This is a genomic window from Streptomyces sp. NPDC093018, assembly GCF_040684035.1.
In the GTDB taxonomy this organism is placed as follows: Bacteria; Actinomycetota; Actinomycetes; order Streptomycetales; family Streptomycetaceae; genus Streptomyces; species Streptomyces murinus.
Genome location: NZ_JBFBFF010000015.1, coordinates 68,208 through 82,756, shown reverse-complemented (window position 1 = coordinate 82,756; position 14,549 = coordinate 68,208). Strand labels below are relative to the sequence as shown.

The 14,549-nt window shown below is 71.6% G+C and carries 16 protein-coding genes; 5 read left to right on the top strand and 11 right to left on the bottom strand.

Annotated features, from left to right (window positions below):
• Window position 1 precedes the first annotated feature (1 nt).
• From cbiQ to AB0N90_RS28325, 3 genes are all read left to right on the top strand, one after another.
• Window positions 2-763 carry a cobalt ECF transporter T component CbiQ gene (gene cbiQ, locus AB0N90_RS28335; RefSeq protein WP_365201373.1) on the top strand — a complete coding sequence of 254 codons (762 nt, stop codon included), beginning with the start codon at window positions 2-4 and terminating at the stop codon, window positions 761-763.
• Window positions 760-1,593 carry an ABC transporter ATP-binding protein gene (locus AB0N90_RS28330; RefSeq protein ID WP_365201370.1) on the top strand — a complete coding sequence of 278 codons (834 nt, stop codon included), beginning with the start codon at window positions 760-762 and terminating at the stop codon, window positions 1,591-1,593. Before cbiQ ends, AB0N90_RS28330 begins: the two co-directional genes overlap by 4 nt.
• Window positions 1,594-1,667: 74 nt before the next feature.
• Window positions 1,668-2,855 (top strand): serine hydrolase domain-containing protein, encoded by a 1,188-nt coding sequence (locus tag AB0N90_RS28325; RefSeq protein ID WP_365201368.1) that lies wholly within the window; start codon window positions 1,668-1,670, stop codon window positions 2,853-2,855.
• Between the two features lie 79 nt (window positions 2,856-2,934).
• On the opposite strand, the gene AB0N90_RS28320 is transcribed toward AB0N90_RS28325, so the two are convergent.
• Together AB0N90_RS28320 and AB0N90_RS28315 are read right to left on the bottom strand one after the other, a co-directional pair.
• Window positions 2,935-3,210, bottom strand: coding sequence for a DUF1876 domain-containing protein (locus tag AB0N90_RS28320; protein ID WP_145490874.1), 276 nt, complete (start codon window positions 3,208-3,210; stop codon window positions 2,935-2,937).
• A 125-nt stretch (window positions 3,211-3,335) separates the two neighbouring features.
• Window positions 3,336-4,214 (bottom strand): NAD(P)-dependent oxidoreductase, encoded by an 879-nt coding sequence (locus AB0N90_RS28315; protein ID WP_365201366.1) that lies wholly within the window; start codon window positions 4,212-4,214, stop codon window positions 3,336-3,338.
• Window positions 4,215-4,291: 77 nt separating this feature from the next.
• Here AB0N90_RS28315 and AB0N90_RS28310 point away from each other — a divergent pair, with 77 nt between their 5' ends.
• Entirely contained in the window at window positions 4,292-4,579 is a 288-nt protein-coding gene (locus tag AB0N90_RS28310) for a hypothetical protein (protein ID WP_365201364.1), read from the top strand.
• A gap of 156 nt (window positions 4,580-4,735) precedes the next feature.
• Here AB0N90_RS28310 and AB0N90_RS28305 read toward each other — a convergent pair whose 3' ends face one another.
• From AB0N90_RS28305 to AB0N90_RS28265, 9 genes are all read right to left on the bottom strand, one after another.
• Window positions 4,736-5,518, bottom strand: coding sequence for a hypothetical protein (locus AB0N90_RS28305; protein ID WP_365201361.1), 783 nt, complete (start codon window positions 5,516-5,518; stop codon window positions 4,736-4,738).
• Between the two features lie 79 nt (window positions 5,519-5,597).
• Window positions 5,598-6,119: a YbaK/EbsC family protein gene (locus tag AB0N90_RS28300; RefSeq protein WP_365201359.1), complete on the bottom strand. Its 522-nt coding sequence runs from the start codon at window positions 6,117-6,119 to the stop codon at window positions 5,598-5,600.
• 64 nt (window positions 6,120-6,183) lie between these two features.
• Entirely contained in the window at window positions 6,184-6,468 is a 285-nt protein-coding gene (locus tag AB0N90_RS28295; protein WP_365201356.1) for a hypothetical protein, read from the bottom strand.
• A gap of 4 nt (window positions 6,469-6,472) precedes the next feature.
• Complete coding sequence (locus tag AB0N90_RS28290) at window positions 6,473-6,664, bottom strand: DUF397 domain-containing protein (RefSeq protein WP_365201353.1); 192 nt, start codon at window positions 6,662-6,664, stop codon at window positions 6,473-6,475.
• A 4-nt stretch (window positions 6,665-6,668) separates the two neighbouring features.
• A complete protein-coding gene (locus tag AB0N90_RS28285) occupies window positions 6,669-6,860 on the bottom strand; it encodes a DUF397 domain-containing protein (protein WP_365201350.1) in 192 nt (63 codons plus the stop codon).
• A gap of 4 nt (window positions 6,861-6,864) precedes the next feature.
• Entirely contained in the window at window positions 6,865-7,056 is a 192-nt protein-coding gene (locus tag AB0N90_RS28280) for a DUF397 domain-containing protein (RefSeq protein ID WP_365201347.1), read from the bottom strand.
• Window positions 7,053-7,898 (bottom strand): helix-turn-helix transcriptional regulator, encoded by an 846-nt coding sequence (locus AB0N90_RS28275; RefSeq protein ID WP_365201344.1) that lies wholly within the window; start codon window positions 7,896-7,898, stop codon window positions 7,053-7,055. The genes AB0N90_RS28280 and AB0N90_RS28275 overlap by 4 nt, the downstream gene beginning before the upstream one ends.
• Before the next feature lie 148 nt (window positions 7,899-8,046).
• Entirely contained in the window at window positions 8,047-10,257 is a 2,211-nt protein-coding gene (locus AB0N90_RS28270; RefSeq protein WP_365201342.1) for an MMPL family transporter, read from the bottom strand.
• A 112-nt stretch (window positions 10,258-10,369) separates the two neighbouring features.
• Window positions 10,370-10,963 (bottom strand): TetR/AcrR family transcriptional regulator, encoded by a 594-nt coding sequence (locus tag AB0N90_RS28265; protein WP_365201339.1) that lies wholly within the window; start codon window positions 10,961-10,963, stop codon window positions 10,370-10,372.
• A gap of 166 nt (window positions 10,964-11,129) precedes the next feature.
• Here AB0N90_RS28265 and AB0N90_RS28260 point away from each other — a divergent pair, with 166 nt between their 5' ends.
• Complete coding sequence (locus AB0N90_RS28260) at window positions 11,130-14,417, top strand: S41 family peptidase (RefSeq protein ID WP_365201337.1); 3,288 nt, start codon at window positions 11,130-11,132, stop codon at window positions 14,415-14,417.
• Window positions 14,418-14,549: the final 132 nt, after the last annotated feature.

Here is a 14,549-nt window from a genome sequence, read left to right as displayed (position 1 = left end):
CATGGGTGCGGGCCACGCCCATCGCCTCTACCGGCACGCGGACTCACCCGTGCACGCGCTCCCGCCGCACACCAAGCTCGCGGCCGCCTTCCTCTTCGTGCTGGTCGTGGTCTCGACCCCGCGCGAGGCGATGTGGGCGTTCGGGGTGTACGCCGTACTGCTCGCGGCCGTGGCGCGCGGCGCCCGGGTGCCCGCCGGGTTCCTGCTGCGGCGGCTGCTGATCGAGGTGCCCTTCGTGGCGTTCGCGGTGCTGATGCCGTTCGTCGCGGAGGGCGAGCGGGTGCAGGTGCTCGGCCTTTCGCTGAGCGTCAACGGGCTGTGGGGCGCCTGGAACGTGCTCGCCAAGGGCACCCTCGGCGTCGCCGCCTCCGTACTCCTCGCGGCCACCACCGAACTGCGCCAACTCCTGCTGGGACTTGAGCGGCTGAAGCTGCCGCCGTTGCTGGTGCAGATCGCCTCCTTCATGATCCGGTACGGCGATGTGATCACCGACGAGATGCGCCGGATGCGGATCGCCCGCGCCTCCCGGGGCTTCGAGGCACGGGGCGTACGGCACTGGGGAGTGCTCGCCAAGTCCGCCGGGGCGCTGTTCATCCGCTCCTACGAGCGCGGGGAGCGCGTGCATCTGGCCATGGTGAGCCGGGGGTACGCCGGTTCGATGCCGGTCATCGAGGAGGCCACCGCGTCCCCCGCGCAGTGGCGCCACGCCCTCGCGTTCCCCTGCTCGGCCCTCGTCGTCTGCCTGTTGGGATGGACCCTGTGAGTACGACCAGTACGACCGGTACGGCCCGTACGACCGGTACGGCCACCGCCTCGCTGGAGGTCTCCGGTCTCGCCTTCGCCTACCCCGACGGCCATCAAGCCCTGTTCGGCGTCGACTTCACCATCGGACGCGGCGAGCGGGTCGCGCTGCTCGGCCCCAACGGCGCCGGGAAGACCACCCTGGTGCTGCACCTCAACGGCATCCTCGGCGGCGGCGCCGGAGCGGTCACGGTGGCCGGACTGCCCGTCGGCAAACGGCACATGGCGTCGATCCGGCAGAAGGTCGGCATCGTCTTCCAGGACCCGGACGACCAGTTGTTCATGCCGACGGTGCGCGAGGACGTGGCGTTCGGCCCGGCGGCGGCCGGGATCAAGGGGGCCGCCCTGGCGGAGCGCGTACGGGGCGCCCTGGACCGGGTCGGCATGGGGGACTTCGCGGACCGGCCCCCGCACCATCTCTCCTTCGGGCAGCGGCGGCGCGTCGCGGTGGCGACCGTGCTGGCGATGGAGCCGGAGATCCTCGTCCTGGACGAACCCTCCTCCAACCTCGACCCGGCCTCCCGCCGCGAGCTGGCCGACATCCTGCGCTCGCTGGACGTCACGGTCCTGATGGTCACGCACGACCTGCCGTACGCGCTGGAGCTGTGCCCGCGCTCGCTGATCCTCAGCGACGGAGTGATCGCGGCCGACGGACCGACGGCGGACCTGCTGTCCGACGAGGAGCTGATGCGGGCGCACCGCCTGGAGCTGCCGTTCGGCTTCGACCCGCGCGTGACAGGGCCCCGGGTGACAGAGCCCCGGGTGACAAAGACAACGAAAACGGACGCCTGATCTCGCCGAGGAATCGCAGGCCCGCACCCGCTGTTGCACCCACTGTCGCAGGCGAGCGGAAGGGAATGCGGGACATGGAGGGCGGGGACGTGATCGTGAACGGCACGGTGGCCGAGGGCTTCGAGCCGGTCAGGGAGGCGTTCGCAGCGAACTTCGCCCTGCTCGGGGAGCGCGGCGCGGCGGTCGCCGTGTACCGCGACGGGCGGCAGGTGGTCGACCTGTGGGCGGGCACCAAGGACGTGGACGGTACGGCTCCCTGGGAGCCCGGCACCGCCCAGATCGTGCGCTCCGCCACCAAGGGCGTCGTCGCCGCCGGGCTCCTGCTGCTGCACCAGCGCGGGGAGCTGGACCTGGACGCGCCGGTCGGCACGTACTGGCCCGAGTACAAGGCGGCGGGCAAGGAGCGGACCCTCGTACGCCATCTGCTCGCGCACCGCGCGGGTGTGCCCGTGCTGGACCGCCCGCTGACCCCGGCCGAGGCGGCCGACCCGGACCTCGGCGCGGCGGCCGTCGCGGCCCAGGCCCCGGTGTGGGAGCCGGGCACGGACCACGGGTACCACGCGCAGACGTACAGCTGGCTCACCGGGGAGCTGGTCCGGCGGGTCACCGGGCGTCCGGTGGGCGAGTGGCTGGCCGACGAGATCGCCGGGCCGGTCGGCGCGGACCTGTGGCTCGGGCTGCCCGAGGCCGAGCAGGGGCGCGCCGGGCGGGTCGGGGACATCGAGGCGCCGCAGTCGGCAGGCGCGCTGAAGCTGCGGCCCAAGCGCTCGGTGTCCGCGGCCTACGCCGACCCGGACTCGCTCACCCGGCGCGCCTTCGCCGCGATCACCCCGCTCCCGGACGAGAACGACCCCGCGTACCGCGCCGCCGCCCTGCCCGCCTCCAACGGCATCGCGACGGCCGACGGACTGGCCCGCGTCTACGCGTCGCTGATCGGCGAAGTGGACGGCGGGGTACGGCTGTTCACGCCCGGGACGGTGGAGCTGGCCCGTGCGGAGCAGTCGGCGGGACCCGACCGGGTGCTCGTGGTCGCCACCCGCTTCGGCCTCGGCCACATGCTGCACGGCAGCGCGTCCCCGCTCCTGTCCCCCGGCTCCTTCGGGCACCCGGGCCGCGGCGGCGCGCTCGCCTTCGCCGACCCGGAGTCGGGCGTCGCGTTCGGCTATGTCACCAACGGCTTCCGCAAGAGCGTGACGGCGGACCCGAGGGCGCAGGCGCTGGTACGGGCGCTGAAGGTGGCGCTGGGGGCGCTGGGGGCGTGAACCGGCCGGGCTCGGGGCTCGGGTCGCGGGCCCGGGGCTCGGGTCGCGGGCTCGGGGCTGCGGGCTGCGGGCTGCGGGCTCAGACGTGGATCGGGTGCGAGGTACGCCCCGAGTCCGCGTCGATCTCCATGTGCGCCTTGTTCAGCAGCTCCATGGCGATCTGGTTGAGGGCGCGGGCCCCGGCGATCTCCTCGCCGACCCTGGGCTGGTCGTTGTCGATGTGATGGCGGCTGGCGTGTCCGTGCCCCCTCACCTCGCTGCCGTCGGGCAACCGCACCAGGGCCGCCGCGCGCGTGTGCTGACCGTCCTCCTCGAACTCCAGCTCGACATGCCACCCGACGGCGGTGTGCATCATGGTCTGCGTCTGCTGCATGGTCTGCGTCATGTCGGCCACCTCCGGGCAACGCACCTTCCGGCTGTCTCCAGGGTGCTCCCGGCCGCCGCGCACGTCATCTCGGCGGCCGGGCTCAGTTCCCGTCCTCACTCCTCGAAGCTGGCGAAGTACGCGGCGGCCATGTCCTCCTGGCCGTGCCCCTGGGCGGCCGCGCGGGCGAACCGTTCGGCGGTGGCCTCGGCCACGTCGAGGCGTACGCCGCTGCCCTTGCCCGCTGCCACGATGAGCCGGGCGTCCTTCTCGGCGGTGGTCACCGCGAACGACGCCGGGGTCAGCTTGTCCTCCAGCAGCACCTGGGACTTGGCCCGCAGGTACCCCATGTCGAGCGGGCCGCCGCCGATCAGCTCGAAGAACTTCTGCGGGTCGACGTCGAGGCCCTTGGCGAGGGCCAGTGTCTCGCCGGTGGCCGCGGTGACGGCGAGCACCCAGCTGTTGGCGACCAGCTTCAGCCGGCTGGCACTGCCCTCGGCCCCGTCCTCGCCGGTCCACAGGGTCTTGGCGCCGACCGCGTCGAACACCGGCGTGACCGCCGCGCGCCCCTCCGCGGGCCCGGCGGCGAGCACGGTGAGCTTCCCGGCCTCGGCGGGCTCCTTGGTGCCGAGCACGGGGGCGTCGTAGAAGAGCAGGCCGTGCTCGTCGCCGAAGGCCGCCAGGTCGCCGATCAGCTCGGACCCGGCCGTGGTGGACTGCGCCCAGACGGCCCCGCGGCGCAGCGCGGGGGCGGCCTCGCGCATGACCTCCAGGACGGTGTTGCCGTCGTAGAGCATCGTCAGGACGACATCGGCGCCCTCGACGGCCTCGGCGGGGGTGTCGGCGATCCGGGCTCCGTCGGCGGCCAGCGGCTCGGCCTTGTCCCGGGTACGGTTCCAGGCGCGCACCTCCAGCCCCGCCCGGCACAGATTGCGCGCCATGGCGGCGCCCATGATGCCGGTGCCCAGGACGCTGACGATCGGCTTGTCGCTCATACGGCGCTCCCTGAAGTCATAGTGTGTCGTCTCCAGCTTCCCGTACCACGGGAGGCGCCGCGGGAACCGGAGAACGAATGCGACGGCACGGACCGGTGCGGCTCTTGGTCGGCGCCGTGATACCGGTGCTCCTGCTCACCGCCTGCTCGGCGAAGACCGACCCCGCGCCTGTGGCTACCCACCACAGTGGCGGCGGCGCCCAGGCCGACAGCAAGCTCACGGCGCAGGCGCAGTCCGCGCTCGACGCGGCGAGTGACGGCGGCGGTTCCATGGTCGAGTCGGGCGTCGAGCGCGTCTCGGACGGGGTGCACACCCGGCGCGGCCTACAAGCTGACCGTGGTGTGCGCCGGGAAGGGGGCCGCTGAGCTCGTCGTGGCGCCGGCCGGCGCGGGCGGGAAGAAGGCGGTTCCCTGCGACGGGTCCGTGGTCTTCGAGCGTTTGACGGCCGAAGGCGCGCTCAAGGTCGATGTGCGGGGGACGCCCGGTGCGGCGGGCATGATCGCCTGGCGGATCAACAAGGCCTAGTTGTGCGCGGTCGCGCGGGGTTCGGTGGGGTGCGGGAAGGGGTGTCGGGGGGTGTCCAGGCGCACGGCGACCAGGTGGGACGCGGGGGTGATGCCCACGCCGCTGAGGAGCCTCTCGTCGCTCTCCATGCCGTTCTTCCGGGCCCAGTCGGAGCCCAGGTCCCTGAGCTGCCGCTTGCTCTGCCGGTCGACCAGCACCCAGTCCCGGCCGTATCTGAACGGCCGGACGAAGCCATCGAGGGCGTCCGCCCACAGGGTGTCGAGGAAGCCGCTCACCGTCTGCGTGCTGAAGACCGTGCAGCGGTACGCGTCTCCGGGGGCCTTCGTGATGGGGCTGATGTCGACGGTCAGAACGCGCTCGGCGAGGGCCTGTTCGGCCGTGGCCATCGCCTCCTCCAGCACGTCGGAGGCGTCCGAGGGACTCTCCAGGGCCGCGGGCAGCACCACCCGCAGCGTGTCGTTGACGACCGCCTGGATGATGTCGGGATCCTGCGCGGCCCGCCGGCGCATGCCGTCCACGTAGGTGCTGATCGGGACGTGCTCGGGGAAGTCCCCGGGTGCGTAGAGCACCTCCGGCCGCTGCCACAGGATCAGGAAGAACACGGTGGACACCAGGAGGGGGAACGAGACCGCGAACACCGCGAGCAGCCCTTGCACCCAGCCGCTCGACTGAGCGGCGGCGATACCCACCGTGGTCTCCGAGAGCCCCAGGAACAGCGCGATGATCCACAGCGGGTTGAGGACTCGGGGAGGGCGCCCCGGCGGGAGTTCGCTTGCCATCGCACCAGGGTGGCAGGGAAGCACTCCTGAGGGGACCGCTGCAGCCGGCGCTGACGGAAACGACTCGCTCGCGGCGCGATCACACCCCGTCGGCGGGCCGCTCGCGCACATCCACGAGGGTGGCCTGTGCGTGGGTGACGAGTTCCTTCGGTTCGATCGGGAAGACGGCGTACGGCGTCCCCGCGGCGGCCCACACCACGTCGTGCGCGAGCAGTGAGCGGTCGGCGAGCACCCGGGTGCTGTTGCGGTGCCCGAAGGGCGGCACGCCCCCGATGGCGTAGCCGGTGACCTCCCGCACCGCCTGCGCGTCGGCCCGCCCCACCTTCTTGACCCCGAGCTCTTCCCGGACCCGCTCCACGTCCACCCGGGACGCCCCGTCCATGAGCACGAGCACCGGCACCCCGTCGGCGGCGAACACCAACGACTTGCAGATCTGGCTGAGTTCACACCCCACGGCCGCGGCGGCCTCCACGGCGGTCCGGGTCCCCTCGGGAAACCTCCGGGCCCGCCCGAGCACCTCCTCCAGGCCCAGCTCCTTCAGCGCTCGCGCGAAACGCGGGTGCGCTCCCGATCCGTCGGCGTCGGTGGCGGCTGTCGTCATACGGGGCACGCTAGCGCCGACCGGGGTGCGGAGCGACCGATTTCGCTTCGGCGGGGCCTGTGGCTCACCAGTCGGTGACATCCACCCGATACCAGCAGTGCGGGTCGTCCACGGCGTCGGTTGTCCGCCATTCCTCGCCGGCTCGAAGCGGGATCTCGTACGCGGTGAGCCGGCCCGGCGCGCACTCCCCCTTGTCACCGATGACGACCCGCACCGCGGGGGCACCCAATGGCGCGGGCAGCACCCCGCGTACATGCTGGTCCTCCAGCAGCGGCGCGTAGACGAAGTCCAGCAGAAGAGCGGCCACTTCCACCTGGAGGTCGTCGATCTCGCGGTCGCCCTCGCTCACGAGGTCACGATGTCGCGACAGCGCACTTCAGGAAACCCGACCAGGCGGCCGGGGTGACCGTCAGCCGTGCAACGCCCGAAGTCTTCGAGTCGCGGACGTGCACCATGGCGGGGGTGACAGCTACCTCGACGCAGTCGCCGGGTTCGCCGCTGCTGCTGTAGCTGCTCTTGAACCAGTGCAGCTCCGCGGTGCTCATGGTCCTAGCGATGCCCACCGACCTGGGCGACGAAATCCACCCAGGCGGAGGGGGCGACGGTCAGGTGCGCGGTGTGGGGGGTCTTCGAGTCACGGACGTGGACCGTGGCGGGGGTGGCGGCCACCTCGACGCAGTCGCCGGGGTCGTTGCCGTCGCTGTAGCTGCTCTTGAACCAGTGGAGTTCCGGAGTGCTCATAGCCCTAAAGATGCTCGCCGACCAGAGCGAGGAAACTCGTCCAGGCAGAAGAGGCCACAGTCAGCTGCGCGGTGTGCGGGCTCTTGGAGTCGCGGATGTGGATAGTGGCGCGGGTGGTGGCCACCTCGACGCAGTCGCCGGGCTCGTTGCTGCTGCTGTAGCTGCTCTTGAACCAGTGGAGTTCCGGCGTGCTCATAGTCTCCCCAGCGCGTGCTCGATGAAGGCCCGTGACTCCCTTGGCGGGAGCGCCTGCGTGCGGATCATCCCATAGCGCAGCTCAAGGATCCGGAGGTCTCGGGGACTTTCGACCGGTCGTCCGTTGAAGGCTCCGTCGGAACGGCCGATCGCGGTGCCGTCGGCGAATTTCAGCACCTCCAGCAGGCCGTGCATCCCGGCGTGGTCCTCCCGTTCGGTAGGCATGACCTGGATCGAGACGTTGCGCAACTGGCTGATCTCCAGCAGGTGTTCAAGCTGATGACGCAGCACCATTTTCCCACCGATCGGGCGCTCCAGCGTGACCTGTTCCTGGATGAAGCTGAGCGACGGAACCGGTTCCCGGCCGAAGACCGACTGGCGTCCCGTGCGCCCGGCGACCTCCCGCTCGATGACGTCCCGCGCGAGCGGAGGCTGCCGTACCTCGTAGAGCGCGGTCATGTACTCGGCCGTCTGCAACAACCCATGGATGTTGTGGTTGCTGTACAGCAGCATCTCCACGGCCCGGTCCTCCAGCTCCTTCAGCCGGCGTACCTTCTTCGGGTACCGGGCCCGTCTCATGTCCTCCATGAAGGCCCGCAGATGGCCGTTCGCGTGCAGGACATGGTCGGCCTTGTCCAGGAACTCCGGGCGTGGAATGCGCTGGCCCCGCTCGATCTTCCGGATCAGGTCCTCGCCGTACCCGAGCACTTCCGCCAGCTCACCGGGGCGCAGCCCCGCCGCCTCCCGGCACACCCTCAGCAGCCGCCCCACCGCCTGCACCACCGGTTCGATCTCGTCACCGGGCTCGACGTCCCAACCGGCCTCGTCCACACCGTCGTTCACGTGCCACCTCCCGTCGTCGCCGTACCCGTACAACGCACGCGACAGCCAGGACAGCACGGGACAGACCCCGGACAAGAAAAAGCCGGTGAGGGTGCAGCCCCGTCCCCACGGGCACCCTCACCGGCCGTTCACAGGCGGCAGCCGTACGTCAGGCGCGTACCAGCTCCCGCTCGTCCTCCTTGCCGTCCGCGGCCAGGGTGCGCAGGCCCTCGCCCTCGACGTCCACGTTGGGCAGGATCCGGTCCAGCCACTTCGGCAGCCACCAGGCGCGCTTGCCCAGCAGGGCGAGGACGGCCGGGACGATCGCCATGCGGACGACGAACGCGTCGAAGAAGACGGCGATGGCGAGGCCGAAGCCGATCATCTTGACCATGGACTCGCTGGAGCCGATGAAGCCGGAGAAGACGGCGATCATGATGACGGCGGCGGCGGTCACGACGCGGGCGCCGTGCCGGAAGCCGGTCACCACGGCCTGGGTCGGCTTCTCGCCGTGGACGTACGCCTCCCGCATCCGGGTGACGAGGAAGACCTCGTAGTCCATCGCGAGCCCGAACACCACGCCCACCATGAAGATCGGCATCATCGACATGACCGGGCCGGTCTGCTGGACGTTCATCAGGCCGGACAGCCAGCCCCACTGGAAGACCGCGACGACCGCGCCGAGCGCCGCGAGCACGCTGAGCAGGAAGCCGAGGGCCGCCTTCAGCGGGACGAGGACCGAGCGGAAGACCACGATCAGGAGGAGGAAGGCGAGGCCGACCACCAGCGCGAGGTAGGGCAGCAGCGCGTCGTTCAGGCGCTGGGAGACGTCGATGTTCATCGCCGTCGAGCCGGTCACCAGGAGCTTGGCGTCCGTCTTCGCGGTGATGTCCGCGCCCTTGTCGCGGATCGCGTGCACCAGGTCCTCGGTGGACTTGGAGGACGGCTTGGACTTGGGGACGACCGTGATGATCGCCGTGTCGCCCGCCTTGTTGGGCGTGGCCGGGGTGACCGCGACGACGTCCTTGAGGCCCTTGATCTCCTTGCCGACCTCGCTGAAGGCCGTCTTGGGGTGGGCGCTGCCCTTGGCGTCGACGACGACCATCAGGGGGCCGTTGAAGCCCGCGCCGAAGCCCTCGGACAGCAGGTCGTAGGCGCGGCGCTGGGTGGTGGAGGTGGGCTGGGAGCCGTCGTCGGGCAGGCCCAGTTCCAGGGAGGAGACCGGTACGGCCGCGGCGCCGAGGCCGATCACGCCGAGGAGGAGGACCGCGACGGGGCGTCGTACGACGAAACTCGCCCAGCGGGTGCCCATGTTGGGGCGGCCCGGCTTCTTCGCCTGGCGCCCGCCGCCGAGCAGCTTGCTCTTCTCACCGGCCGGCTTGACCTTGCGGCCGGCGTAGCCGAGCAGCGCGGGGATCATCGTGAGCGCGATCAGTACGGCGATGGCGACCGTGCCCGCCGCCGCGATGCCCATCTTGGTCAGCATCGGGATGTTGACGACGGACAGGCCGACCAGCGCGATGACGACGGTCAGACCGGCGAAGACCACCGCGGAGCCCGCCGTGCCGACGGCGCGGCCCGCCGCCTCCTCGCGCTCGCGGCCCTCGGCGAGTTCGGCGCGGTAGCGGGAGACGATGAACAGGGCGTAGTCGATGCCGACCGCGAGGCCGATCATCATCGCCAGGGTGGAGGTGGTGGAGCCCAGGTCGAGGGCGGAGGCCAGCGCGGTGATGGAGGAGACGCCGATGCCCACGCCGATGAGCGCGGTCAGCAGCGGCAGCCCGGCCGCGAGCAGCGAGCCGAAGGTGATGACGAGGACGACGGCGGCGATGCCGATGCCGATCAGTTCACCGGCGCCCTCCTCGGGCATCGCGGTGAGCGCGTCGCCGCCGATCTCGACGGTCAGCCCGGAGTCCCGCGCCTGCTGTGCGGCGTCCTTCAGCGCGTCGCGCGAAGAGTCCTTCAGCTCCATGCCAGAGACCTTGTACTTCACCGAGGCGTAGGCGATGGAGCCGTCCCGGCTGACGGTGTGCCCGGTGTACGGGTCGGCGACCGAGGCGACCTCGGAGCCGTGGCCCAGCTCGCGCACCGTCTTGTCGACGGCGGCCTTGTTGAGCTTGTCGGTCATCTTCTCGCCGGCCGGCGCCTTGAAGACGACCCGTGCGGTGGCGCCGTCGGCGCTCATCCCGGGGAAGCGCTGTTCCAGCAGGTCGAAGGCCTTCTGGGCCTCGGTGCCGGGGATCGAGAAGGAGGAGTTGCCGGCGGGCGGCGCGGAGGCGGCGCCCACCCCGGCGAGGGTGAGCAGCGCGACCCATATCAGGGCGACGAAGTGCCGTCGCCGGAAGGCGAGCCGGCCGATTCGGTACAGGAATGTGGCCACGGAGGCGTACTCCCGGTCAGGTCGTGGGGTTCATCAGGGCAGGGGTGATCAGCCCGACGACGTGAGCGGTGACGTCAGATGATGGGCTTGATGGGGAGGTGTGCGAGGAGGGTCAGGCGCCGAGGGCGGGGAGGACCACGGCGTCGATGTACGAGGTGAGGAAGTCCTGGGTGGGCGGCTGGTCCTCCAGGAGGGTCCTGGTGGCGAAGCCGCCGACCATCATGTGCACCATGAAGTCGATCGCCGGGCAGTCCGGGCGGACCTCGCCCCGGTCGACGGCCCGCTGGAGCATCTGCCGGCCGTTGACGATCTCCGCGTCGACGATCTGCGCACGGAAGGCCTCGCGGAGATCCTCGTTGTGGTGCATCGCCATGGCGATCCCCCGCATCAGGGCGGAGTTCTGCTCCATGGTGCAGTCGTCCTCCATCGCCACGAGGGCGTGCAGGTCGCCCCGGAGGGAACCGGTGTCGATGTCTCCGATGTGGCCGCGCTTGTTGTGCCGCAGCGCCTTGACCACCAGTTCGGCCTTGCCGCCCCACTGGCGGTAGAGCGTGGCCTTGCTGGACCGGGTGCGGGCGGCGACGGCGTCCATGGTCAGGGCGTCGTAGCCGACCTCCCGGAGCAGGTCGAGCACGGCCTCGTACAGCTCGGCCTCGCGCTCGGGGGTGATACGACTGCGACGTGCAGCCGCGACGGCCTCGGTCATGTCGCTCACCCTTCCGCACCGGGACTACTTCGTACGTCCATGAAGATACCCCTCCCCACGTACGAAACGAAACCGTTTCGTACGTGGGCTCCATCACGAACGTGAGGAAGGGATAAGAACGGCACATAAGTTGCCCGCCCCCAGCGGGCGGAAAAGCATGGGGAGGGTGAGCTATCTGCGCTTCCCCCACCTCAGCGGCGATCTGCTGTGCTTCGTGTCCGAGGACGACCTGTGGCTGGCCCCCCTCGACGCCCCCGGCCGCGCCTGGCGGCTGACGGCTGACCGCACCAAGACCGGGCACCCGCGCTTCTCCCCCGACGGGAGCCGGATCGCGTACACGAGCTGGCGCAGCCTGGTCCCCGAGATCCATCTGGTGGACGTCACCGGCGGACCCGCGCGCCAGCTGACGTACTGGGGCAGCACCGACACCCAGGTGTGCGGCTGGTCCCCGGACGACGACATCCTGGCGGTGGCCTCGCACGGGCAGCCGTTCTCCTACTTCACCTGGGCCTACAAGGTGACCCCCGACGGCGACCCGGGCGGCCGGCTGCCCTGGGGCCCGGTCACCGAGCTCCAGGTCGCCGACCTCGACGGCGAGCGCAGGACACTGCTGCTCACCGGCACCCCGCCGCACGAACCCGCCTCCTGGAAGCGCTACCGGGGCGGCGCCACGGGCCGGCTGTGGCTGCACGGCGAGCGCCTGCTGCCCGACATCGACGGGCATCTGGCCAACCCCATGTACGTCGCCGGGCGGATCGCCTTCCTCTCCGACCACGAGGGCGTCGGCAACCTCTACTCCTGCGCCTACGACGGCACCGATCTGCGCCGCCACACCGACCACGACGCCTTCTACGCCCGGCACGCGTCCAGCGACGGCACCCGGGTGGTCTACCAGTGCGCGGGCGACCTGTGGATCGTGGACGACTTCTCGCCGCGGGGCACCCCACGCAAGCTCGACGTCCGCCTCGCCGGGCCCGCCGCGGGCCGCCGCCGCTACCAGGTGCCGGCCGCGCAGAACGTCGACGGCATCTCCGTGGACGAGACCGGCCGGGCCGGCGCGGTCGTGGTGCGCGGGAGCCTGTACTGGCTCACCCACCGCGACGGCCCCGCCCGCACCATCGCGGACACCCCCGGCGTCCGGGTCCGGCTGCCGGAGATGCTGGGCTCCATGGGGCAGGTGGCCTATGTGACCGACGCCGAGGGCGAGGACGCGGTGGAGATCGCCCAGCTGCCCCGCGCCACCGGCGACCGCCCGCCCCGCAGGCTCGCACAGGGCGCCCTCGGCCGGGTCCTGGAGATGATCTCCGACCCGGACGGCGAGCGCCTGGCCGTCGCCTCCCACGACGGCCGGCTGCTGCTGATCGACGTGCCCGAGGAGCCCGGCGCCGGAGTCCCCGAGTCGCCCGGCACCGGGGTCGGCGCGGAGTCCAAGGAGGGCGCCGTCACCGAGCTGATCCGCTCCGTCAACGGCCCCGTGCGCGACCTCGCCTTCTCCCCCGACGGCAGCTGGCTCACCTGGTCCCACCCCGGCATCGGCCGCTCCCTGCGCCAGATCAAGCTGGCCCGCATCAAGGACCGGCTGATCGTGGACGTCACCGACGGCCGCTTCGAGGACGAGACCCCCGTCTTCACCCGTGACGGCCGCTACCTCGCCTTCCTGTCCTGGCGCGGCTTCGACCCGGTGTACGACGTCCACACCGGCGACCTGTCCTTCCCGCTCGGCAGCCGCCCGTATCTGGTCCCGCTGTCCTCGGCGACCCCCTCGCCGTTCGCCCTGAACCCCGAGGGGCGCCCGGCGGCGGGCGGGCTCGACCCGCTGGAGGACGAGGAGACCGGGGAGGCGGGCACGGTGCTGGTCGAGGTGGAGGGCCTGGCCAGCCGGGTCACCCCGTTCCCGGTGATCGCCTCCAAGTACTCCTCGCTGTGCCCGGTCGCGGGCGGCGGGCTGGTCTGGCTGCGCTGGCCGATCTCCGGCGCGCTCGGCGAGACCTTCGCCAACCCGGCCGACACCAGCGGCCGCCCCACGCTGGAGTACTTCAACATCACCAAGGCGAAAAAGTCCGAACTCGTCGGCCATCTCGACTGGTTCGCGATGAGCGGCGACGGCACCCGCCTGGTCGTGGTGGACGAGGGCGAGCTGCGCGCGGTGCCCTCCACCGAGGTCGGGGACGCCGACAGCACCGTCTGGATCGACCTGCGGCGCATCCTGCACGAGGTGGACCCGCCCGCCGAGTGGCGCCAGGCGTACGACGAGGCGGGCCGGCTCATCCGCGCCTACTTCTGGGACCCGGGCATGAGCGGCATCGACTGGGACGCGGTGCTCGACCAGTACCGCCCGCTCGTCGAACGGGTCGCCTCCCCCGACGAGTTCGCGGATCTGCTGCGCGAGGTCCTCGGCGAACTCGGCACCTCCCACGCCTACGTCACCGCCGCCCGCCGCAACGAGGGCCCGCCCCACTACCAGCGCTGGCAGGGCCTGCTCGGCGCCGATCTGGTGCACCGGGAAGGCGGCTGGACCCTGCGGCGGATCCTGCCCGGCGACTCCTCGGACTCCAAGGCCCGCTCGCCCCTGGCCGGTACCGGCATCCGCGAGGGCGCGGTCCTCACCCATGTCGACGGCCGCCCGGTCGACCCCGTCACGGGCCCCTTCCCACTGCTGGCCGGCGCGGGCGGTACGACGGTGGAGCTGACCTTCACCCCCGCCGAGGGCACGGGACCGCCCCGCCGGGTCGCCGTCGTCCCGCTGATCGACGACCGGCCGCTGCGCTACCAGCACTGGGTGGCCAAACGCCGGGACGTGGTACGGGAGTTGAGCGGCGGCAAGTGCGGCTATCTGCACATCCCCGACATGGGCGGCTCGGGCTGGGCCCAGTTCAACCGCGATCTGCGCCTGGAGGTGTCCCGGCCCGCGCTGATCGTGGATGTGCGCGGCAACGCGGGCGGCCACATCAGCGAGCTGGTCATCGAGAAGCTGACCCGGACCATCCTGGGCTGGGACCTGACGCGCGACGCCCAGCCGGTGTCGTACACCTCGAACGCGCCCCGGGGCCCGGTGGTGGCGCTGGCCGACGAGGCGACCTCCTCCGACGGCGACATGATCACGGCCGCGTTCAAACTCCTCGGGCTGGGACCGGTGGTGGGGCAGCGCACCTGGGGCGGGGTCGTCGGCATGACCGGCCGCCACCGGCTCGGCGACGGCACCGTCATCACCGTGCCCATGAACGCCGCCTGGTTCGACGCCTACGGCTGGTCCATCGAGAACCGCGGCGTCACCCCCGACCTGGAGATCCTCCGCACCCCCCTGGACTGGGCCGAGGGCCGGCACGCCCAGATGGACGACGCGATCCAACTCGCCCTGAAACTCCTCGAATCCGACCCGGCCGCGATCCCCCCGGACTACTCGGACGTCCCGAACCGCTCCCGCCCGGAGCTGCCGCCGAGACCGGCTTCCTGACGGGGGCGCGTTTCCCGACCCAGGGGCGCGGGGAACTGCGCGACAAGCCACGACCCGCCCGCACCCGAACACCCGACGGAGCCACCCCAAAACCCGAACGCGGGGTGCCCTCCGAAGCGAAGGGCACCCCGC